The sequence below is a fragment of the Nocardioides sp. genome (assembly GCF_047606145.1).
Lineage (GTDB): Bacteria > Actinomycetota > Actinomycetes > Propionibacteriales > Nocardioidaceae > Nocardioides.
Map to the genome: position 1 here is coordinate 1 of NZ_JASGET010000015.1, position 21,427 is coordinate 21,427.

Sequence of the window (21,427 nt, forward strand, 5' to 3'; positions counted from 1 at the left end):
CGTCGTCACCGCACTCCTCATCGGTCTACTTGGTGACGACGTACGCGTCACCGCACTCCTCATCGCAGCGCCGGGCCGTCTACGGCGAACGAGGGCCGTACCACGTTCCGCTCGCTGTGGCGCCCGCTCGGCGACACCGGCCAGGCGATCGGATCGCTGGTGCCCGCCGTCGTCGCGGGCATGCGCCACTGGGTGCCGATCCATGCGCCGTACGACGCCCGCCGCAGCCCGACGGCATGAGATGAACTCGGGGCGATCGCGGCCGAGCGGCGTCGCGACATCGCGATCAACCCACTCCACGCGGCGTGACCAGTCCGGACTCGTAGGCCAGGATGACCAGTTGGGCGCGCTCGTGCACGGCGAGCTTGGTCATGGTGCGGTTGACGTGGGTCTTCGCGGTGACCGGTGAGATGCCGAGCCGGCGGGAGATCTCGGTGTTGGACAGTCCGAGACCCACCAGGCGAAGGACCTCGCGCTCGCGGACCGTCAGCCGGGCGAGGTACGCCGTGGACGGCACGGCCGCGGCCGGAGCATCCGCGGTGTAGCGGGAGATGAGCATCCGGGTCGCCCGCGGAGAGAGCAATCCCTCACCCTCATGGACGGTGCGGATGGCGTGCAGGATGTCGTGCGGGCGGGCCGACTTGCCGATGAACCCACTGGCACCGGCGCGCAGCGCGGCAAGGACGTTCGCCTCGTTCTCGTAGGTGGTGACCACCAGGACCCGGGTGTGCAGACCGAGCCCACAGATGGCCTCGGTGGCACGAACCCCGTCCAAGCGTGGCATCCGCAGGTCCATCAGGACCACGTCGGGCCGCAGCCGCTCCGCGGCCCGAACGGCAGCCTCGCCGTCCTCGACCTCTCCGGTCACCTCGATGTCCTCGGTGTAGGCGATGAGCTGACGCAGCGCCGAGCGGATCAGGGCCTGGTCGTCGGCAAGCACCACCGAGATCATCGTCGGCCCGCCAGGACCACCAGCGGCAGGACGATGGTGAGCACGAACTCGCCGTCGACCCGACACCGCGTGACGGTGCCGCCCCAGGTCGCGGCGCGCTCGACCATCCCGCTGAGCCCGCGACCACGGCGGGTGGGGCGGGCGCCGACGGCCACCGTGTTGCTGATCCGGATCCGGATCTCGTCGGCGGCGTAGTCGATCCGCAGGTCCACCGGCGTCAGCGCCGAGCCGTGCTTGACCGCGTTGACCAGGCCTTCCTGGACGATCCGGTACGCCGCGGCATCGAGGTCACCGGGAAGGTCGGGCCTCTCCCCACAGCAGGCCAGCTCGACCGTGACGCCCTGGTCGGCGAGCTGTCTCAGCAGAGCGGGGATCTCCCGCAGCGAGCGCTCCTCGACCGCGGTCTCGAAGCCCTGACCACCGTCGCCGCCGCGCAGTTCTCCCATCAGCGCATCGATGTCGCTGAGCAGCGCGTGCGCCGAGTCCTGGATGACGCGGAGCGCCTCGTGTGCCTCGGGCGCGTCGGCGGGTACGGCGACCTCGGCCACGCCGGCGTGCAGGTTCATCACCGCGAGCTGGTGTGCGACGGTGTCGTGCAGCTCGCGAGCGAGCCTGAGCCGATCCTGGGCGACCCGTCGGCGAGCCTCCGCCGCGGCGCCACGCTCGGCCTCCACGGCCCGGGAGGCCATCTGCTCCATCAGCCGGTCGCGCAGATAGGACGTCTGACCCACGGCCGCCGCCAGGCAGGCATAGGCGACCAACGAGACCGGATAGAGCCCGATCAGGGGGGTCTCCAGGCGCACCTCGACCAGCACCACCTCCACCAGACCGATCACCGCGACCACGGCCCAGGTCAACCGGGTCGGAGTCTGGGCGGCGACGGCGTAGACCGCGACCATGAACGCGAACTCGAAGCCGAAGCCCGGCCACGGCGCGCCCGGCCCGCCCAGTGCCGCCAGGTCCGCGAGTGCGGCGACCGCCAGGAAGACCCACGGGGCTCGGCTCCGCAGCACGACGGCGGCGGCTACGACCGCGGCGACGCTCGCAGTGGTCGGAGTCGGCGCCGTCGACAACGGAGTGCCACCGCGGCCCCAGGCGACCAGGCAGAGGACCAGGATCGTGGCCTGGACCATCAGGGTCACCGCCCACCAGCCGGCACGCCGGCCAGACCGACCGCCGGGCCAGCGCCTCGGCCGCCGGTTCATCCGCCTCGCCTGTAGTGGGACGAATCGGACGGCACCCATGCCCGGATGCTGGCACAGCCGCCACGTCCTCGGTAGCGGCGAGCGACGGTCGGGCACTCGACGTACTGCGAACGCAGTAGCCGGTTGCTGCGCCTGCACGATTCGCCTCGCCGGTTCTCCGACTTGACTGACGAACCGTCATCTCGTGACCCCGGTCACATCGATCGGGAGCACCGGCGATAGGAAATCGGAGGAAGTCCATGTTCGATCAACTCGACGACAACGAACGACCGGCCCCACGACCGGCCCCACGAACGACACCGTCGCGCCGCCTCAGGCGGACGTGGCTCGTCGCCGCCTCGGCCGGCCTGACGATGCTCGCGCTGGCCGGCGCACCGGCATCGACGTACGCCGCCCAGCACGCCTCGGCCACCCACCTCGCCAGCGTCTCGACGGCCAAGGCGTCCGCCACGAAGTGCTCGCGCTCCTGCATGACCCGGATCGTCGACAAGATCCTGAAGTCGATGGTGTGGCACGACCCCGACATCGTGCCGTTGGCCGACGAGTACCAGGCCACCGAGAACTCCCACCCTGCGGCGCTGCCGATGATGACCCTGTGGCGCACCGTGACCGGCCTCGGGCTGACCTCCTCGGGTGACCCCGACCTGTTGGCCATCGACACGGTCAACTCCTCGGCGTACTTCGCCCTCGACATCAACGAGGGGAAGAAGAGCAAGAAGTCGGTGCTCTGGGGCCGGATCAAGGTGGTCGACAAGCAGGTCACCGAGCTGGAGCTCTACGTCAACCGTTCCCGCGGCGACCATGGCTTCTCCTTCTCGGCCAGCGAGCTGTCGAAGAACTACAAGCAGTGGATGTCGCCGCCGAAGGGCCGGGAGAAGGCCAGTCGAGCGGACCTGGAGAGCCTGAGCGAGGCCACCTTCGACCCGAGCAGCTCGTTCGACGTCGACGTCGCCTCGGACTGCCAGTTCACCGAGGTCGGCTGGCATGTCGTCGACCCCGGACCGGACGGAACCGGCACCACCGAGCCGCTCGGCTGCAACTGGCCCACCGGGCGCCCACACGACGACAACGCACGCACCGACCTGGTGATCGACAAGAAGCTCGGCATCGTGGTGACCGGGGCGATCATCCCGGGCAAGGTCTACGGCTACGGCACCGACTCCGCCTTCATCCCGGACGACATGACCGAGGCGCAGGAGGCCGAGCAGGAGTGGATCGACAACAAGGTCGCCGAAGGCGGCACGCCGGTGCTCCAGCCGACGGCCGCCTCCGGCGAGACCTTGCAGGTGCTGCAGTACTACAACGGCAAGCTCCAGGGCCAGCAGATCAACCTCTACCTGAGCGGCCCGGACATGCAGTCCGCGTGGACCCAGTAGTCACCGGGCCACCGGTCTAACCGGGCAGGGGGCGACCCGGCCTGCGGCTCTCGGGCCGACCGGCCAGCCGACGAGTGGTGCCATCTGGATCGGCCCGATCCGGGAGCCGGATGGCGCCGCTCGTCGCATCGCGCTGCACTGACGGACCCGGGCCGACCGGATCTAGACTCGTCGGGACTCGCAAGGGGGCGCCATGAGCTCAGCCGAACCAGTACATCCCGACGGCCTGGATGCCGCCGTCTTGAAGGTCGCCGGAGTGGTGGTGCTCGGCGCGATCATGTCGATCCTCGACATCACCGTCGTCAACGTCGCGCTGCCGACCTTCCAGACCGTCTTCGGCTCGGCCGAGGAGCCGGTCTCCTATGCGCACGTCGCCTGGACCGTCACCGCCTACACCCTCGCGCTGGCCACGGTCATCCCGCTCTCCGGCTGGGCCGCCGACCGACTCGGCACCAAGCGGCTCTACATGACCGCGATCACCCTGTTCGTGCTCGGCTCCGCCCTGTGCTCGACAGCGTGGACCATCGAGGCGCTCATCGGGTTCCGGGTGCTCCAAGGCCTCGGCGGCGGCATGTTGATGCCGGTCGGGATGACCATCATGACCCGGGCCGCGGGGCCGCACCGGATGGGCCGGCTGATGGCGGTCCTCGGCGTCCCGATGCTGCTCGGGCCGATCCTCGGCCCCATCCTCGGCGGCTGGCTGATCCAGGTGGCGAGCTGGCACTGGATCTTCCTGATCAACGTCCCGATCGGCCTGATCGCCCTGATCTACGCCTGGCGGGTGCTGGAGTCGGACTCCCCCGAGCCGTCGGAGTCCTTCGACTTCCTGGGCATGCTGTTGATGTCCCCGGGGCTGGCGCTGTTCCTCTTCGGGGTCTCCTCGATCCCGCAGGAGGGCACCCTGGGGGCGCCCAGGGTGTGGGCCTCGATGGTCGTCGGGGCGGCGTTGATCGTCGGGTTCATCTGGCATTCCTTCCGGCCGAAGCACCCGCTACTGGACCTGCGGCTGTTCCGGAACCGGCAGCTGACCGTGTCGGTGATCACGATGTTCCTCTTCGCCGGCGCGTTCTTCGGCGGTCTGCTGCTGGTGCCGACGTACTTCCAGGAGATCCGCGGCCAGTCCACCCTGCACGCCGGGCTGCTGGTCGCTCCCCAGGGCCTCGGCGCCATGCTGACGATGCCGATCGCGGGCACGCTCGCCGACCGGGTGCCGATCGGCCGGATCACGCCGATCGGTCTGGTGGTCATCCTGGTCGGCCTGTTCGGCCTGACCCAGATCGGCGCCACGACCCCGTTCATCTGGATCATGGCGACGCTGTTCGTGATGGGCCTGGGGATGGGCGCCACGATGATGCCGCTGTTCACCGCGGCGCTGAAGACGCTCAAGCACCACGAGGCCGCCCGTGGGTCGACGCTGGTGAACATCGTCCAGCAGATCGCCAGCTCCTGCGGCGTCGCGACCATGTCGGTGCTGCTCACCGACCACCTGAACGGCTCGCCGACCATCGCCGGCAGCAGCCAGATCTCGGGGTTGGCCGGGGGGCTGACCGAGGCCGAGGCGGGGATCCTCTCCCAGACCGAGCCGGAGAAGTACGCCGGCATCGCGAAGGCCCTCCAACTCGGCTCGGACGTGGCCGAGCGCGGCCTCGTCCAAGGCGCGGCCGCCTTCGCCGACACCTACTGGGTCGCCTGGGCGCTGGTCGCGTTGACCCTCGTGCCCGCGCTGATGCTCCCCCGCCGCCGGCGGGACGAGCCGGCGGCACCGGAGGAGGAGCAGGACACCACCGCGGCCATCCCGCACTGAGCCCCGCACTGAGCCCCGCCGAGTCCCGGCGAAGCTCCGGGCGGATCCACAGCCGATTCACTGCCTCGGCGCGGAGAAGCGATCCCGAACGAAATTGTTCACGATATTGGCAGAGTTATTATCGAACGCACAGTTCCTGTGAGCCTCGCCACATTAGGTTCGCTCCCGGGTCGGTCCTGACCCCCGTCACCCTGGAGGAACTGAGATGGACACAGATCGAAGGACCGTGCTGCACGGTGCAGCCGCGCTCGCCGCGCTCGGCCTGACCGGAGGCGTCTCCAAGAAGCTCGCCAGCTCGAGCAGTTCGGCCTCGGCCGGATCGACGTCGACGTCGTCGCAGACCAGCGCCCTCACGCTCGATCACACCGCGTGGCAGTGGGACGAGACCAACGACGTCTACTACCAGCTCGGCATCACCTACGTGACCAACCCGGCCACCACCGACTACGAGAACCTCGGCATCTACGTGCCGGGCGCCTACCTGAGCGCCACCGCCAACAGCGACGGCAGCACCTACACCGCCACCATCAACCGCAAGGGCAGCGTCGGGTCCTACCGAGCGACCAACGCGCCCCTCGTCTTCCCGGTCAACACCCCCGGGTACGCCGCGCAGAACCCACCGACCAGCTACAGCTACGACGACGTGTCGGACTACCTCGAGGCGGGGCTCATCTACGTCTGGCCGGGCCTGCGTGGCCGCGACGGCTCGACCAGCGATCGCTCCGACGACGCTCCGTGGGGAGTCGTCGACCTCAAGGCCGCGGTCCGCTACATCCGCTACAACGCCGACCTCCTCCCGGGCGACCAGGAGCGAGTCGTCGTCTTCGGGATGAGCGGCGGCGGCGCGCAGACGGCCGTGATGGGCGCCTCGGGTGACAGCGAGCTCTACACGCCGTACCTGAACTCCATCGGCGCCGCGATGACCAAGCCCGGTCGCGGGCGGAGCCGGCACACCCCGATCAGCGACGCCATCGCCGGCGCGATGGCCTGGTGCCCGATCACCAACCTCGACTACGCGAACGCCGCCTACGAGTGGAACATGGGGCAGTTCGGCTCGACCGACACCCGCGCCTCCGGCACCTGGACCTCGGCGTACTCCGCCGATCTGAGCGAGGCCTTCGCCGCCTACCAGAACAAGCTCGACCTCCGGGACAAGCACGGCAAGCGCCTGAAGCTGACCAAGTCGAGCGACGGCATCTACCTCTCGGGCAGCTACTACGACCACCTGATCTCGGTGATCACCACCTCGCTGAACAACTTCCTGTCCGACAACACCTTCCCCTACACGATGAGCTCGGGCGGCGGTCCGGGCAGCACGGCGACCTCGACCACGTACGACACCGTCGAGGACTACATCGACTACCTCAACACCGACAGCACCTGGGTCACCTACGACTCGAGCACCAACACGGCGAAGGTGCTCAGCCTCTCCGGGTTCGTCGAGAGCCAGAAGAGCGCCAGCAAGCCGGTCGGCGCCTTCGACGGCGTGAGCCGCGGCCAGACGGAGAACCTGGTCTTCGGCTTCGGCACCACCGCCGCCCACTTCGCACCGGTGTCGCGCGACGTCATCGCCGCCAACCAGACGACGTACGCCACCTACTCCGACTGGTCCTCGGACTACGCCGCCTCGGAGTACACCAGCGACTTCGCCGAGACCGACTCGGTGGGCAAGAAGATGGCCTACCGCGCCGACATGTACAACCCGCTGTACTACCTGACGTCGTTCTACCGGGGGTACGGCGAGTCGACGGTCGCACCGCACTGGCGGATCCGCACCGGCATCATGCAGGGCGACACGGCCAACACCACCGAGGTCAACCTCGCGCTCGCGCTGGAGAGCTATCGCAGCGTCCGCGACGTCGACTTCGCCACCGTGTGGGGGCTCGGGCACACCGAGGCCGAGCGGACCGGCGACTCCACGACGAACTTCATCGAGTGGGTGGAGTCCACCGTCGCGAACTGACCGGGCCTCGCACCCGGGCCCGGCTCGAGGACCCGGGTGCGAGCACGCGGGTGACCCGGGCGATCTGGAGACCGGTCACCGAGCTCAGGCGATGTCGAGCATCGCCCCGACCACCGTGACGATCACCCCGCCCAGGAGCATCGCGAGACACCAGCGCAGCCTGCTCGCGGCCAGCATGGTGCCGATCACCCACCCCAGGGCACCGAGGGCGCCGACGGTGATGACCAGGGTCGCCGAGGGCGGCACCGGGAGCAGGATGCCGAGCAGCAGCGGTGCCACCGCGCCGACGAAGCTCGCCACCCCCGCCACCAGGGTGGCGACCAGGGACTCCTCGAGCACCTGGCGCCCGAGGTTGGTCGCGGCCAATCGGCCCGGCTCGGTCAGGTTCAGTTGCCGGGAGGCACGGCGCAGGTCGGTGCGCCGTTCGGCGTAGAAGGCGACGAACATGGTGAAGGCCGCCGTCACCAGGCAGGCGACCCCGACCCGGAGCGCGAGCGCGACGTCGAGTCGCCCGCCTCCGTCACGCAGGATCGCGCCCGCCGCCAGCGCGAGCGCGCTGAGGATGCCGTCGCTGAGCCCGAGAAGGGTCGGCAGCACCGGCATCCGTCCCCACCCGGTACGGCGCGCCATCTAGCGCACGCGCGTGACCGACTCGATCACCCGCTCGCCGGCGACCACCTCGTCGATGCTGTGGAGGACCGCGCCCGCCCTCTCGATCGCCACGAACAGCGCCTGGCTGTCGATGTCCTCCCCCTCGACGGTGATCACGGTGCCGACGGTCTCGATGTCGATCTCGTTCACCGTGATGTTCACCGCCGCGACCCCGTCGATCTCCTCGATCGCCCGGGCCAGGGAGATCATCTCGGGCCGGTCCACGACCTTGTCCACGTCCAAGGCCAGCCGTCTGATGGGCATGCCCTACCGCCTCTGTGCATCGTCGGAGGTAGGACCTATCAGCACCGGCGCGGTTCGGCCCGAGGGCTCGGGCGAGGTCCATCGCCCCGCGTCAGTCTAGACAGGTCTCCGGGTCGGTCCCCCCACGAGGGCGGTCCGTGCCCGCACCGTCCCAGCCCGTCCCAGCCCGGCGGCCGCGTCGGAGAGAGATCAGAAGAGCGCCTGGGCCAGTGCCGTGGCCAGGTAGGCCGTGCCGAGCCCCGCCACGACGCTGACCACCGCGTTCGCGCCGGCGAAGTAGCGCGATCCGGTCTCGGCCAGTCGTAGCGTCTCGAAGGAGAACGTCGAGTAGGTGCTCAAGGTGCCGGCGAGGCCGGGCCCGACCAGGGCCTGCACCGCGGCGGGCACGGCGGCCACCGACGCCGCACCGGTGAGGAATCCCAGGATCGCGCATGCGACGACGTTGACGCTGAACGTGCCCCACGGATACACGGTGTCGTGCCCGGACTGGACGACCCGGTCGATCGTGTACCGCAGGGGTGCTCCGACCGCGGCGCCGAGGATCACCATCAGCCAGTTCACAGACGCCTCCGGCGGGGACCCAGGGCCACCGCCCGGGTGAGCGTGGCGCCGATCCAGACGGCGAGAACGGCTCCGACCAGAGTGAGGGCCAGGTACGACAGGCCGGTCCCCGATGCCCGCAACTGGAGGAGACGCTGCACGTCGACGGTGTAGGTGGAGAAGGTGGTGAACCCACCGAGGACTCCGGTGCCGAGGAAGGGGCGGACCAGGGGGTGGGCGGCGAACCGCTCGGTCACCAGCACCATCAGGATGCCCATGGCGCCACATCCGATGACGTTGATCCACAGCGTCGTCCAGGGGAACGAGCCGGGAGCCACCGGCCACCTCAGCCCCGCGCCATAGCGGGCGCAGGCACCGAGGATGCCGCCCGCCGCGATGGTCGCGAGCAGGCGCGCATGCTCGCGCCGCTGGCGCCGGGTCGCGTGGCGCGGCCACTGCTCGTCACCGGTGTCCGGATCGACCGGCTCGCTCTCCCAGCCGCCGTCGACCGTCGCGGTGGGCTCGTGAGCCGGCTCGGTGCCTTCTGCCATAGGTCCTGCTCCTCACCTGAGCGTGCGGCCTCGATGAGCCGAGGCTGGCCTCAGGAAAGGGACCGTTGGTGAACGATGGCGTCACGGTTGGAGGACGGCGGGCCCCTCCGCCGCCGGTCCGAGACTCGGACCGCATCTCCCACGCTAGCCTGCGGATCGGCCCGCACCGAAATGCACGCGCCCGGAAGCGGCTGGTGCCGGTGAGTGCCCCGGCTCGCGCCGGCGCGGTCCGGCGTGGCACGGCGTAAGCGTGCCGACGCCGGGTCCGCTCCCCCGACAAGAAGACGAAGAGCCTGCGCTAGACGGGTGCTGCCGAGCGGCCTCCGTGCTCGAGGTGACGCCGACGAGCCGCATGGAGCTCGGCGTACGCCGATCGGGTGCCCTCCCAGTGCGAGCCGTCGACGTGCTTGCCGGGCTCGAGGGCCTTGTAGATGTCGAAGAAGTGAGCGATCTCCTCACGGAGATGCGTGGGCACGTCGTCGATGTCGCGCAGATGCTCCCAGCGTGGGTCTTCGGCCGGGACGCAGAGCAGCTTCTCGTCCGGTCCGTTCTCGTCGCTCATCTGGTAGACGCCGACGGCGCGGGTGCGGACCAGACAGCCCGGGAAGGTGGGCTCGGCGACGAGGACCAGCGCGTCGATGGGGTCGCCGTCCCTGGCCAGGGTGTGCTCGACATAGCCGTAGTCGGCGGGATACCTCGCCGCGGTGAACAGGGTTCGGTCCAGGTAGATCCGGCCGGTCGGCTTGTCCATCTCGTACTTGTTGCGGGACCCGCCGGGGACCTCGACGACGACGTCGAAGGCCTCCGTCCCCACCGGGCGCGCGCCGACGCGCGCGCTGGCCTCGGGCGAGGGCGCCTGGGCGAGAGGCTCGGGATCGGGAAGGTCGGACATGCGGTCTCCTCCATGGTTCGGACGGAGGGACCATCAGCTCACCCGGCGGTTCGGCCGCCACCTCGACGGCGCAGGCGGGACCCATCGCCCGATCCGAGCCTACGGGTCCGGGCGGAGGAACCGCCAGCGGTGCGCTCGAACCGTGTGCTCGCTGGCGCGCGGCCGGCACGGTGTCGCTGGGCCGGGCACCGAGGCCGACGCCGCGGGGCGAGCGATCCAGCCGGACGACGCAGATCAGACCGCTCGCAGCGAGACGACCATGGTGAGCCCGCCGCCGGGGGTCTCCTCCGGCGTGAGGGTGCCGTCCATGGCCTCGACCAGGCCGCGTGCCACGGCCAGACCGAGGCCGATGCCGGTGCTGGTGTCGGTGTCGCCCAGGCGCTGGAACGGCAGGAAGATCTCGTCGTACTTGTCGGCGGGGATGCCGGGGCCCGCGTCGATGACCCGGATCTCGACCCGGTCCTGCAACGCGCTGACGGTGACCAGCGGAGGGTGCCGGGGTGGAGAGAACCGCTGGGCGTTGGCGACCAGGTTGACCATCACCCGCTCGAGCAGACCGGCGTCGGCCCGCACCCGCGGCAGATCATCGGGGACCTCCAGCAGCACCGATCGTGGCTCGGCGTCGAGCGCGTCCAGGGCCTGGGCGAGCACCTCGTCGGCGTCGGTGGGTGCGAGGTCGACCGGCATGGCCCCGGCCTGCAGACGGCTCATGTCGAGCAGGTTGCCGACCAGGGCGGTGAGCCGGTCGAGGGCCTGCTCGGCGGTCTCGAGGAGCTCGGCGCGGTCGGGATCCGAGATCGCCACGCCGGGGCTGCGCAATCCGCTGACCACCGCCTTCGCGGTGGCCAGCGGGGTGCGCAGGTCGTGGCCGACGGCGGCCAACAGAGCCGTGCGCAGCTTGTTCGCCTCCGCCAGCGGCGCGGCCTCGGCGGCCGCCCGGGCCAGCCGGATCTGTTGGACGGCCTGGCCGGTGCGCGCCGCGAAGACGCCGGCGATGCGTTGGTCCTCGGCGGCCAGCGCACGGCCCCTCAGGGCGAGCACGGTCTGGTCGGTGGCCCGGATGGTGGTGTCGGCATCCTCGACCCGGGTCGCCGCCTCGGCACCGGCCACGCCGAGCGGGCGCCACTGGCCCTCCTCGTCGTCGAGCAGCGCCACCGAGTCGAGCCCGAAGGTCTCGCGGAACCTCTCCAAGATGTCGTCCAGGGCGGAGGCTCCTGCCAGCGGGCTGCTCGCCAGGTGTGCCAGCAGCTGGGACTCCGCCACCGCGCGGTCGGCCTGACGGGTACGACGGGCGGCCAGATCGACCACCGAGCTGACCATCATCGCCACCAGGATGAAGACCAGCAGCGCCAGGGCGTTGCTCGGGCTCTGGATGGTCAGCGTGTGCACCGGTGGGGTGAAGAAGAAGTTGAGCAGGCCGGAGCCGAACAAGGCGGTCACCAGCGCAGGCCCCATCCCACCGACGAGCGCGACACCGACGACCAGGAGGAGGAAGAGCAGCACGTCGCCGACCAGATTGAACGCGTCGTCGATCGGCAGCAGCACCGAGGTGAGCAGGATCGGGACGAGGACGGAGAGCACGTAGCCGCGAAAGCGGCGGGCTGCGCTGATGCCGCCTCGCGCGACGGGCAGCCGGCGACCGCGGCCGATGCGGCTGTGGGTGACGATGTGGACATCGATGTCGCCGGACTCCCGGATCGTGGTCGCACCGATCCCCGGGCCGAACAGCGCCGCCCACCGCGGTCGACGGCTGGCACCCAGGACCAGCTGGGTGGCGTTCTCCGCCCGCGCGAAGGCGAGCAGGGTGGCGGGGATGTCGTCGCCGAGCACCTGGTGGAAGGTGCCGCCGAGCGATTCGACCAGTCGCTTCTGCTCCCCCAGCGAGGCGGGGTCCGACCCGGCCAGACCGTCGGATCGAGCGACGTAGAGCGCGAGCAGGTCCCCCGCCCCCGACCGGGCGGCGATGCGGGCGGCCCGGCGGATGAGCTGCTCCCCCTCGGGTCCACCGGTCAGGCCGACGACGACCCGCTCACGGGCCTCCCACGTGCCCCTGATGCCGTGCGCGTCGCGGTAGCGCTGCAAGGCGTCGTCCACCCGGTCGGCGACCCACAACAGCGCCAGCTCGCGCAACGCGGTCAGGTTGCCGGTGCGAAAGTAGTTCGAGAGCGCGGCGTCGACCTTCTCCGCCGCATAGACGTTGCCGTGCGCGAGCCGTCGCCGCAGGGCCTCGGCGGACATGTCCACCAGCTCGATCTGATCGGCGGCGCGGACGACCGCGTCCGGGACGGTCTCGCGCTGCGGCACGCCGGTGATCTTCTCGACCACGTCGTTGAGCGACTCCAGGTGCTGCACGTTGACCGTGGTGATGACGTCGATCCCGGCCCGGAGCAGGTCCTCGACGTCCTGCCAGCGCTTCTCGTGCCGCGACCCGGGCACGTTGGTGTGGGCCAGCTCGTCGACCAGGACCACCTGGGGGTGACGTCGCCGGATCGCCTCGGCGTCCATCTCCGGCAGCAGCGTGTCGCGGTAGGAGACGGTGCGCCGGGGAATCACCTCCAGCCCCTCGAGCATCTCCTCGGTGTGCTTGCGCCCGTGGCACTCGACGAAGCCCACCACGACGTCGGTGCCGCGCTCGCGACGGCGACGCGCCTCGCCGAGCATCGCGTACGTCTTGCCCACGCCGGGCGCCGCGCCGAGGTAGACGCGCAGTTGACCCCTGGTCACCACTCCATCATCGAGCCACCGGTCGTGCGGGGTCGCGCACTCGCGCGGACTCTCACGGATTCCTCACGCCGACCCGCCCGAACGGCCCGGTCGCAGGTGGTAGCGTCGCCGCCGTCCCGGCAGCGCCGGATGAGCCGGATGAGCCGGGGAGAGGGACGGGCCGACGGGCTGGCCGCCACAGGAGGATCCGTGACCCGAGTGCTGGTCATCGAGGACGAGCAGCCTCTGCTCCGCGCCCTCGCGATGAACCTCACCGCCCGCGGCCACGAGGTGATCGAGGCCAACACCGGCACCCGAGGCCTGACCGCGGCAGCGGCCCGGCAGCCGGACGTGCTGCTCCTCGATCTCGGCCTGCCCGATGTCAGCGGGTTCGACGTCATCCGAGCGGTGCGCGCCTATGCGACCACGCCGATCGTCGTACTCTCGGCGCGTTCGGACAGCGCCGACAAGGTCACCGCCCTCGACCTCGGCGCCGACGACTACGTCACCAAGCCCTTCAGCATCGACGAGCTCCTCGCCAGGATCCGTGCCGCCGTGCGCCACGCCGCCCCGCTGGAGGAGGTACCGCCCCTCGAGGTCGGTCGGGCGACCGTGGACCTGACCTCGAAGGTCATCACCGACAAGGACAGCGGAGAGCGGATCCACCTGACCGCCACCGAATGGCAGCTGTTGGAGGCCCTCGTACGACGACCCGGCAGCCTGGTCGGGCGCCGCGAGCTCCTCACCCAGCTGCGCGGCAGCCCCGACCACACCGACTCCAGCTATCTGCGGATCTACATGGCCCAGTTGAGGCGCAAGCTGGAGATCGAGCCCAGCCGCCCACGCCACCTGCTGACCGAGCCGGGCATGGGCTACCGCTTCGAGCCCTGACGATCGGGGCCGGCCCGACGCTGACCGCGCGGACCGGCTACCGGTCGACCGGGTACCGCCGGTCGAGGGCGAGGTTGAGCCGGAGCACGTTGACCCGGGACTCGCCGACGAACCCCAGGCCGCGCCCCGTGGTGTACCTCGCGACCAGGTCGGCGACCCGCTCGACGCCGATGCCCCGGGCCCGGGCGACGCTGGCCTCTTGGATGCGCGCGTAGGCGGGGCTGATGTCAGGGTCGAGACCGGACCCCGAGGCGGTGACCGCGTCGGCCGGGACGGCGGGGTCCGCCGGGGCGTCCCCGCGGATCGTGACGATCTGACCGGTGGAGTAGTCCTCGCCGTAGGCGGCCAGCTCGACATCGACGCCGTGGTAGCGGGAGATGAACGGGGTCGAGCCGGGTCCCTGGTTGACACTGACGACCCGCGTCACGTGGCCGTGGTAGCCGGGTCCCGACCAGAACACCGCGAGCACCGAGCCGGTGCCGTCCGGACTGCAGTAGGGCCGGGAGCCGTCCACGCCGTACCGCCGGCCGATCTCCACGCTGCGGGTGCAGACCTGGGTCAACAGGCTCTGCGTGCCGGAGTCGGATGTGTCCGCCGGGTCGGCGAGCGTGTCCACCACCGACTCCGGCCCGAGGTTGCTGGCGCCGGAGGCGGTCGGATCGTAGCCGTCGCCCGCCGCGGAGGGACGCGGTTGGAAGTACTGCGGCAGCGGATCGCCGTTCTTGTCGGTGAAGGACTGGCCGATCAGTGCCGAGCCGACGACCTCTCCCTGGTAGGAGACGAGTGATCCGTCGGCGCGGCTGCGCAGGCCGGGGATCTGCGCGATCGCCGTGACGACCAGCGGATAGCCGATGCCGAGGATCACGGTGAGGATCAGCAACATGCGCAGGCCGGTCAGATGCTGCCGCAGCGCGTTGAGGATGGTGGACATGACGGGGTCACCCGATTCCAGGGATGGCGTGAATGATCAGGTCGATGGCCTTGATCCCGAGGAACGGCACGACGATGCCGCCCAGGCCATAGACGTAGAGGTTGCGCCGCAGCATCGAGCTGGCGCTGGAGGGCCGGTAGCGCACCCCACGCAGCGCCAGCGGGATCAGCGCGACGATGACGAGCGCATTGAAGATGACCGCCGAGAGGATGGCGGACTCGGGCGAGGCCAGGCGCATGACGTTCAGCTTGTCCAGGCCGGGATAGATGGCGGCGAACATCGCCGGGACGATCGCGAAGTACTTGGCGACGTCGTTGGCGATCGAGAACGTCGTCAGCGCCCCTCGGGTGATCAGCAACTGCTTGCCGATCTCGACGATCTCGATGAGCTTGGTCGGATCGGAGTCGAGGTCGACCATGTTGCCGGCCTCCTTCGCCGCCGAGGTGCCGGTGTTCATCGCGACGCCGACGTCGGCCTGGGCCAGGGCGGGGGCGTCGTTGGTGCCGTCGCCGGTCATCGCGACCAGCTTGCCGCCCTCCTGCTCCCGCTTGATCAGGGCCATCTTGTCCTCGGGCTTGGCCTCGGCGAGGAAATCGTCGACGCCGGCCTCGTCCGCGATCGCCTTGGCCGTCCGGGGGTTGTCCCCGGTGATCATCACGGTGCGGATGCCCATCCGGCGTAGCTCCGCGAAGCGTTCGCGCATGCCCTGTTTGACCACGTCCTTGAGATGGATGACACCGAGGACGTGCGGTGCGCCGTCCCCTCGGCGTTCGGCGACCACCAGCGGCGTGCCGCCGGAGGCGCTGACCCCGTCGACGATCTCACCGACCTGCGCGGGGACCTGGCCGCCGTGCGCGGTCGTCCAGGCGATCACGGCCCCGGCCGCGCCCTTGCGGATCTCGCGGCCCGGCTCGGCGCCGGACCGGGCGAGATCGACGCCGCTCATCCTGGTCTGCGCGCTGAACGGCACGAACGTCGCGTGGACCAGCTCACCGGGATGGCGCTCGCGCAGCCCGTGGGCGTTCTTCGCCAGCACGACGACCGACCTGCCCTCAGGTGTCTCGTCGGCCAGGGAGGAGAGCTGGGCGGCGTCGGCCATCTCCGCCACGTCGACCGTGCCCACCGGCACGAACTCACTGGCCTGCCGGTTGCCCAGCGTGATGGTGCCGGTCTTGTCCAGCAACAGGGTGTCGACGTCCCCGGCGGCCTCCACGGCGCGCCCCGACATCGCCAGCACGTTGCGCTGCACCAGCCGGTCCATGCCCGCGATGCCGATGGCCGAGAGCAGCGCGCCGATGGTGGTCGGGATCAGGCAGACCAGCAGGGACACCATCACGATGCCGGTGATCCCGTTCGTGTCGAGGGCCGCGCTGTCCGGGATGCCCGGCTGCTGGTCCTTGGAGAAGATCGCCAGCGGCTGCAGCGTCACGGTGGCGAGCAGGAAGATGATCGTCAGCGACGCCAGCAGGATGTTGAGGGCGATCTCGTTGGGAGTCTTCTGCCGGCTGGCGCCCTCCACCAGCGCGATCATCCGGTCGATGAAGCTCTCGCCGGGTCGCTGGGTGATCTCCACCACGATCCGGTCGGAGAGGACCTTCGTGCCACCGGTGACCGAGCTTCGGTCGCCACCACTCTCCCGGATGACCGGCGCGGACTCGCCGGTGATCGCGGACTCGTCGACGCTCGCGATGCCCTCGATCACATCGCCATCGCCGGGAATGATCCCGCCCGCTTCGACGATCACCCGGTCGCCCTGACGCAGTTGCGGCGCCGGTACCGACTCCTCGGCGCCGCCCGGGTCACCGGGGTCGATCAGGCGTCGGGCGACGGTGTCGGTCTTCGCACGGCGCAGCGCGTCGGCCTGGGCCTTGCCACGGCCCTCGGCCACCGCCTCGGCCAGGTTGGCGAAGAGCACCGTCAGCCAGAGCCAGGCCACGATCAGCCAGGCGAACACGCTCGGGCTGGCGACCGCGATGACGGTGGTGAACACCGCGCCGGCCTCGACCACGAACATGACGGGGTTGCGCCACAGCGTGCGCGGGTCCAGCTTCTGGAGGGCGTCCGGGACGGAGATCCACAGCATCTTCGGGTCCAGCAGACCGCCCCGGACTCGGTGCGGTGCACCGGGGCGATCTGGGTGATCTGGGTGATCTGGATGATCTGGACGGCGGCCGGGAGTGTTGGGGTCGCCAGGAGTGTGGGCGGTCATGTCAGGCCCTCCGCGAGCGGCCCCAGTGCCAGGGCCGGGAAGTAGGTGAGTGCGACGAGGATCAGGGCGACGCCGGTGACCATGCCGACGAACAGTGGACGGTGGGTGGGCAGGGTGCCCTCCGAGACCGGCGTAGGTCGTTGGCGCGCGAGCGAGCCGGCAAGTCCCAGCGCGAAGATGATCGGCAGGAACCTGCCCAGGAGCATGACGACGCCGAGCGAGTAGTTGTACCAGGGTGTGTTCACCCCGATGCCGGCGAACGCCGATCCGTTGTTGTTCCCGGCGCTGGTGTAGGCGTAGAGCACCTCGGAGAGTCCGTGTGCGCCGGTGTTCCACATCGAGGCGCGCGCGGTGGGAGAGGCCATCGCCAGCGCGGTTCCGACCAGGACGAGCGCCGGCGTGGTGAGCAGGTAGAGCGAGGCGAACGTGACCTCGCGACCCCCGATCTTCTTCCCGAGGTACGCCGGGGTCCGGCCCACCATCAGTCCCGCGACGAAGACGGTGATGACCGCGAGGATCAGCATGCCGTACAGGCCCGAGCCGGTGCCGCCGGGGGCGACCTCGCCCAGCATCATGTTCAGCATGGTCATCGCTCCGCCGAGGCTGGTGTAGGAGTCGTGGAAGCTGTCCACGGCGCCGGTGGAGGTCAGCGTCGTGGCAGCCGCGAACGTGCCGGAGTCGTAGACGCCGAATCTGGTCTCGGTCCCCTCGGTGGCTCCGCCGATCGCCGTCGGCACGGTGCCGTGATGAAGGCCCTGGAAGACGAAGAGGAGCGTCACGCTCGCGAGCGCCAGGGTGGTCATCACCGCGACGAGCGCGTAGCCCTGCCGCTTGTCGCCGATGATCCGGCCGAAGGTCCGCGGCAGGCAGAACGGGATGCACAGCAGCAGGAAGATCTCCAGCCAGTTGGTCCAGACCGTCGGGTTCTCGAACGGGTGGGCCGAGTTGGCGTTGAAGAAGCCACCGCCGTTCGTGCCGAGCTCCTTGATGGCCTCCTGGGAGGCGACCGGCCCGCCGGGCACCGTCTGCGTGCCGCCGCTGAGCGTGTGGACCGTCTGGAAGTCGTGCAGGTTCTGGATCATCCCGGAGGCGACGAACACGATCGCGAACACGATGCTGATCGGCAGCAGGATCCGTAGGCAGATCCGGGTCAGATCGACCCAGAAGTTGCCGAGTCGATCGGTGCGGTGACGGGCGAAGCCGCGGACCAGCGCGACCGCCACGGCGATGCCCACCGCCGCGGAGACGAAGTTCTGCACCGCCAGGCCGGCCATCTGCACGACGTAGCCCAGCGCGCTCTCCCCGTAGTAGGACTGCCAGTTGGTGTTGGTGACGAAGCTGGCGGCGGTGTTGAAGGACTGGTCGGCCGTCATCTGGGGCACGTCGTACGGCGGCCACAGGTGGTGCTGGATCCGCAGGAAGGCGTACAGGAACAGCACCGCGACCAGGCTGAAGGCCAGCACCGACCGCAGATACCGGCTCCAGGTCTGGTCGGCCTGCGGGTTGACGCCCGCGGCCCGGTAGAGACCTCGCTCGATCACGAGATGACGGGTGCCGGTCAGGACCCGTGCCATGTAGTCGCCCAGCGGGCGGTGCACCGCGGCGAGTGCACCGACCAGGGTCAGCAGGAAGAAGATGCCTGCCCAGGTGTCGCTCATCAGAACCGCTCCGGCTTGATGAGGGCGAGGACGAGGTAGATCGTCGCCAGGACCGAGAGGGCGAGCCCCACGGCGTTGACCGCATTCACAGCTTTCCCACCCCCCAGGTCACGAGGGCGAAGACGGCGAAGACCACGGCCGTCACCACGACGGCCCAGAAGTCGGCCACGGCGAACTCCATCACAGACAGCGGGGCCAGGCGCGGCCCCAGCGACCCGGCGGCTCTCCGCCGGACGATCGACGAGTCAACGCCAGAAAGCGGTCCCGTCGGCCGCCTCTCACGGCTTCATCGCACGGTCCTCACGCCATCCTCACGGGCACGCTCGACGGATCAGCGGCCGGGCCCCGACTCGTCGCCATCGCGGTGCTTCGAGCCCGATCGAGGACACGCCGGCCAGGCCGACGGACGGAGCCGTCACAACGGCCGGGAACGCCGTCGAGCCACGAACGGCGAAGGTCCGTCCCGGAGACTCTCCGGAACGGACCTTCGTCACTTGCCGGCCCCCGATCTGGTCGGGGCCCTGGGCGGTGGCGGAGGGATTTGAACCCTCGGTAGGTCTCCCTACACAGCATTTCGAGTGCTGCACCATCGGCCGCTCGGACACGCCACCGCCGGAGACCTTACAATCTGCGGCTGTAAGGTTCGAAATCCGGTACCGGACATGGGACAGGACGCTGCGGTCGTGGTAGCGGGAGGTGCACCTGACCGAAGCGGCCACCAGGAAGTCGGTCACCACGGATACTCGGCGTTCCGGTGCCGGTCGTCACCTAGGATGCGCGAGATGACAGGTGCCGACCTCTCCCCTCAGCCTCACGACGACCCGCCGGTCGATTTCCTCGAAGGACTCCGCGCGGTGGTCGCCGACGGACCGCGCTCGCGTCAGATGCTGCTCACCATGCTCGCCGACTACTGGCTCGAGCCGGGCGCGCGGGCCCCGTCCGGAGCCCTGGTGGACCTGGCGGCCGAGTTCGGCATCAGCCAGTCCGGGGCGCGGACGATGCTGACCCGCCTGGCCCGCGACGAACGCGTGACGGTGCTCAAGGAGGGCCGCCGCACCCTCTATCAGCTCACCCCCTGGATGCGGCGCCGACTCGGCACCGGTCTCGAACGGATGCGGACCTTCGGCCGCCACCGCACCGGCGCCGACAGGCCGCCGCGCTGGCTCTGCGTGGCCTTCTCCATCCCCGAGGACCAACGCGCGGTCCGGCACAAGCTGCGCACCGGGCTGCAGTGGCTCGGGTTCGCGCCCTGGTACGACGGGCTGTGGATCTCCCCGGAGCCGGAGACGGCCGCCGTACAGGCGTTGCTCTCGCGCTTGGAGGTCGGCTCCGCGTCCGTCTTCGAAGCCGATCTCAAGGCGGCCGGTCAGGCCTACGGCGCGCCCACCGATGCCTGGGACCTGACCGCGATCCGCTCGCTGTACGACGACTTCCTGCTCGCCTGCGAGCCCGTGCTCGTCCGACTCCGCTCGGGGAGGTTCAGCGAGGCCGAGGCCCTGGTGTGGCGCACCCAGCTCGTCAACGTCTGGCGGCTGGTGCCCACGCTCGATCCCGGCCTGCCGCTCGCGCTGCTGCCCTCGGACTGGCCGCGCGAGCGCGCCCGCGCCTCATTCGAGGAGTTGTACGGCGGCCTGGCGGCTCCTGCTCTCGCGCGCATCCGAACCGCGGTACGTCGGCACGCGCCGGACTACGCGAGCCTCGCCGAGGCCCACGATCTGGGGCTCGGCGCAACCCTCTGAGACCGCCCCGCCGGCACCGAACCGACACACCAGCGCGCTCGGTCGGCCGGCGCCAGCCTCTCCGATCGCGGATTTAAGATGCTATCTGTTGACGCTCGTCACTAATTTGCCTAATGTTTCTGAGACGCGGATCACAGCTCTGCGCCGCCGACCGGCAACGAGAGGGATCGAGGAGAGCGATGAAGAGATTGACGGTGCTGACCGCGACGGCGGCGCTGGTGCTGCTGGTCAGCGGCTGCGGCGGAGCGAGCAGCTCGGCCCAGTCCTCGGACGGACTGAGCAAGGTCGACACGAGTGCGCCGCTCTACGACCAGCTGCCGGCGGCGGTCAAGAAGAAGGACGAGCTCGTCTTCGCCGGCGACTCCCATCCGCCCTATCGGACCGTTGCGGCCGACGGCAAGACGATCACCGGCATCGATCCCGACCTCCAGGCCGCCCTGTCCAAGCAACTCGGAGTGCCGATCAAGATCACGCTCGCCGATGACCTGCCCCAGATGATCAGCGGCATGCAGGCCGGGCGCTACGACGCCTTCAACGGACCGGTCTCCGCGACCTCCGACCGACTCGCGAGCTTCGACGGCGTCGAGTGGCTGACGAGTCGCACGTCCTATCTCGTCCCCGCGGACAGCGATGTCGACGACACCGCCGGCCTGTGCGGCACGACCACGGCCGGCGCCAAGGGGTCGATCACCGAGACCCAGGCGACCCTGCTCAGCACATGGTGCGAGAAGCAGGGCAAGTCCCCGGTGAAGTTCCTCGGCCTCGCCGACACCAACGCCACGATCCTCGCGGTCAAGTCCGGGCGCGCCGAGAGCGCAGCCACCACGCAGGCGGGGGCGCTCGACGTCATGAGGCAGCAGAAGAGCCAGTGGCGCTACGTCGTCCAGACCAACGCTCAGGGTGCCGGAGAGGACAAGCTCGTCCTGCTCACCCCCAAGAACCTCGGCATGGGCGAGGTGATGCTCAAGGCGTTCCAGGCGATCTTCAAGGACGGCGAGTACGCCGAGATCGTCAAGAAGTACGGGCTCGAAGACGTCGCCGTGGACAAGCCGGTCCTCAACCCGACGGTCGACCAGTGACCGGTACGACGAGAGCCGC

At 70.0% G+C, this 21,427-nt stretch carries 18 protein-coding genes, 1 tRNA gene and 2 pseudogenes; 6 read left to right on the forward strand and 15 right to left on the reverse strand.

The window, feature by feature from the left end:
- Positions 1–59: 59 nt before the first annotated feature.
- From QM638_RS01760 to QM638_RS01770, 3 genes are read right to left on the reverse strand one after another with little or no spacing between them, the layout of a single operon-like run.
- Positions 60–281, reverse strand: a complete 222-nt coding sequence (locus QM638_RS01760) for a hypothetical protein (RefSeq protein ID WP_415140213.1) — start codon at positions 279–281, stop codon at positions 60–62.
- A 5-nt stretch (positions 282–286) separates the two neighbouring features.
- Complete coding sequence (locus QM638_RS01765; RefSeq protein WP_415140214.1) at positions 287–952, reverse strand: response regulator; 666 nt, start codon at positions 950–952, stop codon at positions 287–289.
- Complete coding sequence (locus QM638_RS01770; RefSeq protein ID WP_415140236.1) at positions 949–2,085, reverse strand: sensor histidine kinase; 1,137 nt, start codon at positions 2,083–2,085, stop codon at positions 949–951. Before QM638_RS01770 ends, QM638_RS01765 begins: the two co-directional genes overlap by 4 nt.
- Positions 2,086–2,396: 311 nt before the next feature.
- On the opposite strand from QM638_RS01770, the gene QM638_RS01775 reads away from it, so the two are divergent.
- The 3 genes from QM638_RS01775 (at position 2,397) to QM638_RS01785 (ending at position 7,300) form a co-directional block, all read left to right on the forward strand.
- A complete protein-coding gene (locus QM638_RS01775; protein ID WP_415140215.1) occupies positions 2,397–3,533 on the forward strand; it encodes a hypothetical protein in 1,137 nt (378 codons plus the stop codon).
- Between the two features lie 193 nt (positions 3,534–3,726).
- Positions 3,727–5,337, forward strand: a complete 1,611-nt coding sequence (locus QM638_RS01780) for a DHA2 family efflux MFS transporter permease subunit (protein ID WP_415140216.1) — start codon at positions 3,727–3,729, stop codon at positions 5,335–5,337.
- 205 nt (positions 5,338–5,542) lie between these two features.
- On the forward strand, positions 5,543–7,300 hold the full coding sequence (locus QM638_RS01785; protein WP_415140217.1) for an esterase: 1,758 nt from the start codon (positions 5,543–5,545) through the stop codon (positions 7,298–7,300).
- An 84-nt stretch (positions 7,301–7,384) separates the two neighbouring features.
- Here QM638_RS01785 and QM638_RS01790 read toward each other — a convergent pair whose 3' ends face one another.
- The 6 genes from QM638_RS01790 to QM638_RS01815 form a co-directional block, all read right to left on the reverse strand.
- Complete coding sequence (locus QM638_RS01790; protein WP_415140218.1) at positions 7,385–7,930, reverse strand: hypothetical protein; 546 nt, start codon at positions 7,928–7,930, stop codon at positions 7,385–7,387.
- Positions 7,931–8,215 (reverse strand): DUF211 domain-containing protein, encoded by a 285-nt coding sequence (locus QM638_RS01795; protein ID WP_415140219.1) that lies wholly within the window; start codon positions 8,213–8,215, stop codon positions 7,931–7,933.
- Between the two features lie 189 nt (positions 8,216–8,404).
- Positions 8,405–8,776, reverse strand: a complete 372-nt coding sequence (locus tag QM638_RS01800) for a fluoride efflux transporter FluC (RefSeq protein WP_415140220.1) — start codon at positions 8,774–8,776, stop codon at positions 8,405–8,407.
- A complete protein-coding gene (gene crcB, locus QM638_RS01805) occupies positions 8,773–9,306 on the reverse strand; it encodes a fluoride efflux transporter CrcB (RefSeq protein WP_415140221.1) in 534 nt (177 codons plus the stop codon). Before crcB ends, QM638_RS01800 begins: the two co-directional genes overlap by 4 nt.
- 298 nt (positions 9,307–9,604) lie before the next feature.
- A complete protein-coding gene (locus QM638_RS01810) occupies positions 9,605–10,198 on the reverse strand; it encodes an inorganic diphosphatase (protein WP_415140222.1) in 594 nt (197 codons plus the stop codon).
- A 234-nt stretch (positions 10,199–10,432) separates the two neighbouring features.
- Entirely contained in the window at positions 10,433–12,925 is a 2,493-nt protein-coding gene (locus QM638_RS01815; RefSeq protein WP_415140223.1) for a DUF4118 domain-containing protein, read from the reverse strand.
- Between the two features lie 135 nt (positions 12,926–13,060).
- Between QM638_RS01815 and QM638_RS01820 the strand changes: the two genes are divergently transcribed.
- Positions 13,061–13,792, forward strand: coding sequence for a response regulator (locus QM638_RS01820; RefSeq protein ID WP_415140224.1), 732 nt, complete (start codon positions 13,061–13,063; stop codon positions 13,790–13,792).
- Positions 13,793–13,829: 37 nt separating this feature from the next.
- Here the strand turns inward: QM638_RS01820 and QM638_RS01825 are convergent.
- The 6 genes and pseudogenes from QM638_RS01825 to QM638_RS01850 form a co-directional block, all read right to left on the reverse strand.
- Positions 13,830–14,066, reverse strand: a pseudogene (locus tag QM638_RS01825) (potassium-transporting ATPase subunit C); the annotation flags it as partial.
- Between the two features lie 345 nt (positions 14,067–14,411).
- Positions 14,412–14,723: pseudogene (locus QM638_RS01830) on the reverse strand (potassium-transporting ATPase subunit C); the annotation flags it as partial.
- A gap of 7 nt (positions 14,724–14,730) precedes the next feature.
- A complete protein-coding gene (kdpB, locus tag QM638_RS01835; protein WP_415140225.1) occupies positions 14,731–16,932 on the reverse strand; it encodes a potassium-transporting ATPase subunit KdpB in 2,202 nt (733 codons plus the stop codon).
- On the reverse strand, positions 16,929–18,590 hold the full coding sequence (kdpA, locus tag QM638_RS01840; RefSeq protein WP_415140226.1) for a potassium-transporting ATPase subunit KdpA: 1,662 nt from the start codon (positions 18,588–18,590) through the stop codon (positions 16,929–16,931). The genes kdpB and kdpA overlap by 4 nt, the downstream gene beginning before the upstream one ends.
- Entirely contained in the window at positions 18,590–18,679 is a 90-nt protein-coding gene (gene kdpF / locus QM638_RS01845; RefSeq protein WP_415140227.1) for a K(+)-transporting ATPase subunit F, read from the reverse strand. Before kdpF ends, kdpA begins: the two co-directional genes overlap by 1 nt.
- A 437-nt stretch (positions 18,680–19,116) precedes the next feature.
- Positions 19,117–19,201, reverse strand: a tRNA-Ser gene (locus QM638_RS01850).
- 171 nt (positions 19,202–19,372) lie between these two features.
- On the opposite strand from QM638_RS01850, the gene QM638_RS01855 reads away from it, so the two are divergent.
- Positions 19,373–20,329: a PaaX family transcriptional regulator C-terminal domain-containing protein gene (locus QM638_RS01855; protein ID WP_415140228.1), complete on the forward strand. Its 957-nt coding sequence runs from the start codon at positions 19,373–19,375 to the stop codon at positions 20,327–20,329.
- A gap of 179 nt (positions 20,330–20,508) precedes the next feature.
- Complete coding sequence (locus tag QM638_RS01860; RefSeq protein WP_415140229.1) at positions 20,509–21,408, forward strand: transporter substrate-binding domain-containing protein; 900 nt, start codon at positions 20,509–20,511, stop codon at positions 21,406–21,408.
- Positions 21,409–21,427: the final 19 nt, after the last annotated feature.

What these genes read in the sequence shown, in the direction of transcription:
- QM638_RS01795 (WP_415140219.1), bottom strand. Translation starts at nt 8,215, where the DNA reads ATGCCCATCAGACGGCTGGCCTTGGACGTGGACAAGGTCGTGGACCGG.
- QM638_RS01820 (WP_415140224.1), top strand. Translation starts at nt 13,061, where the DNA reads ATGAGCCGGGGAGAGGGACGGGCCGACGGGCTGGCCGCCACAGGAGGA.
- QM638_RS01775 (WP_415140215.1), top strand. Translation starts at nt 2,397, where the DNA reads ATGTTCGATCAACTCGACGACAACGAACGACCGGCCCCACGACCGGCC.
- kdpB (WP_415140225.1), bottom strand. Translation starts at nt 16,932, where the DNA reads ATGACCGCCCACACTCCTGGCGACCCCAACACTCCCGGCCGCCGTCCA.
- QM638_RS01780 (WP_415140216.1), top strand. Translation starts at nt 3,727, where the DNA reads ATGAGCTCAGCCGAACCAGTACATCCCGACGGCCTGGATGCCGCCGTC.
- QM638_RS01810 (WP_415140222.1), bottom strand. Translation starts at nt 10,198, where the DNA reads ATGTCCGACCTTCCCGATCCCGAGCCTCTCGCCCAGGCGCCCTCGCCC.
- QM638_RS01785 (WP_415140217.1), top strand. Translation starts at nt 5,543, where the DNA reads ATGGACACAGATCGAAGGACCGTGCTGCACGGTGCAGCCGCGCTCGCC.
- QM638_RS01860 (WP_415140229.1), top strand. Translation starts at nt 20,509, where the DNA reads ATGAAGAGATTGACGGTGCTGACCGCGACGGCGGCGCTGGTGCTGCTG.
- QM638_RS01760 (WP_415140213.1), bottom strand. Translation starts at nt 281, where the DNA reads ATGTCGCGACGCCGCTCGGCCGCGATCGCCCCGAGTTCATCTCATGCC.
- QM638_RS01765 (WP_415140214.1), bottom strand. Translation starts at nt 952, where the DNA reads ATGATCTCGGTGGTGCTTGCCGACGACCAGGCCCTGATCCGCTCGGCG.
- crcB (WP_415140221.1), bottom strand. Translation starts at nt 9,306, where the DNA reads ATGGCAGAAGGCACCGAGCCGGCTCACGAGCCCACCGCGACGGTCGAC.
- QM638_RS01790 (WP_415140218.1), bottom strand. Translation starts at nt 7,930, where the DNA reads ATGGCGCGCCGTACCGGGTGGGGACGGATGCCGGTGCTGCCGACCCTT.
- kdpA (WP_415140226.1), bottom strand. Translation starts at nt 18,590, where the DNA reads ATGAGCGACACCTGGGCAGGCATCTTCTTCCTGCTGACCCTGGTCGGT.
- QM638_RS01855 (WP_415140228.1), top strand. Translation starts at nt 19,373, where the DNA reads ATGACAGGTGCCGACCTCTCCCCTCAGCCTCACGACGACCCGCCGGTC.
- QM638_RS01770 (WP_415140236.1), bottom strand. Translation starts at nt 2,085, where the DNA reads ATGGTCCAGGCCACGATCCTGGTCCTCTGCCTGGTCGCCTGGGGCCGC.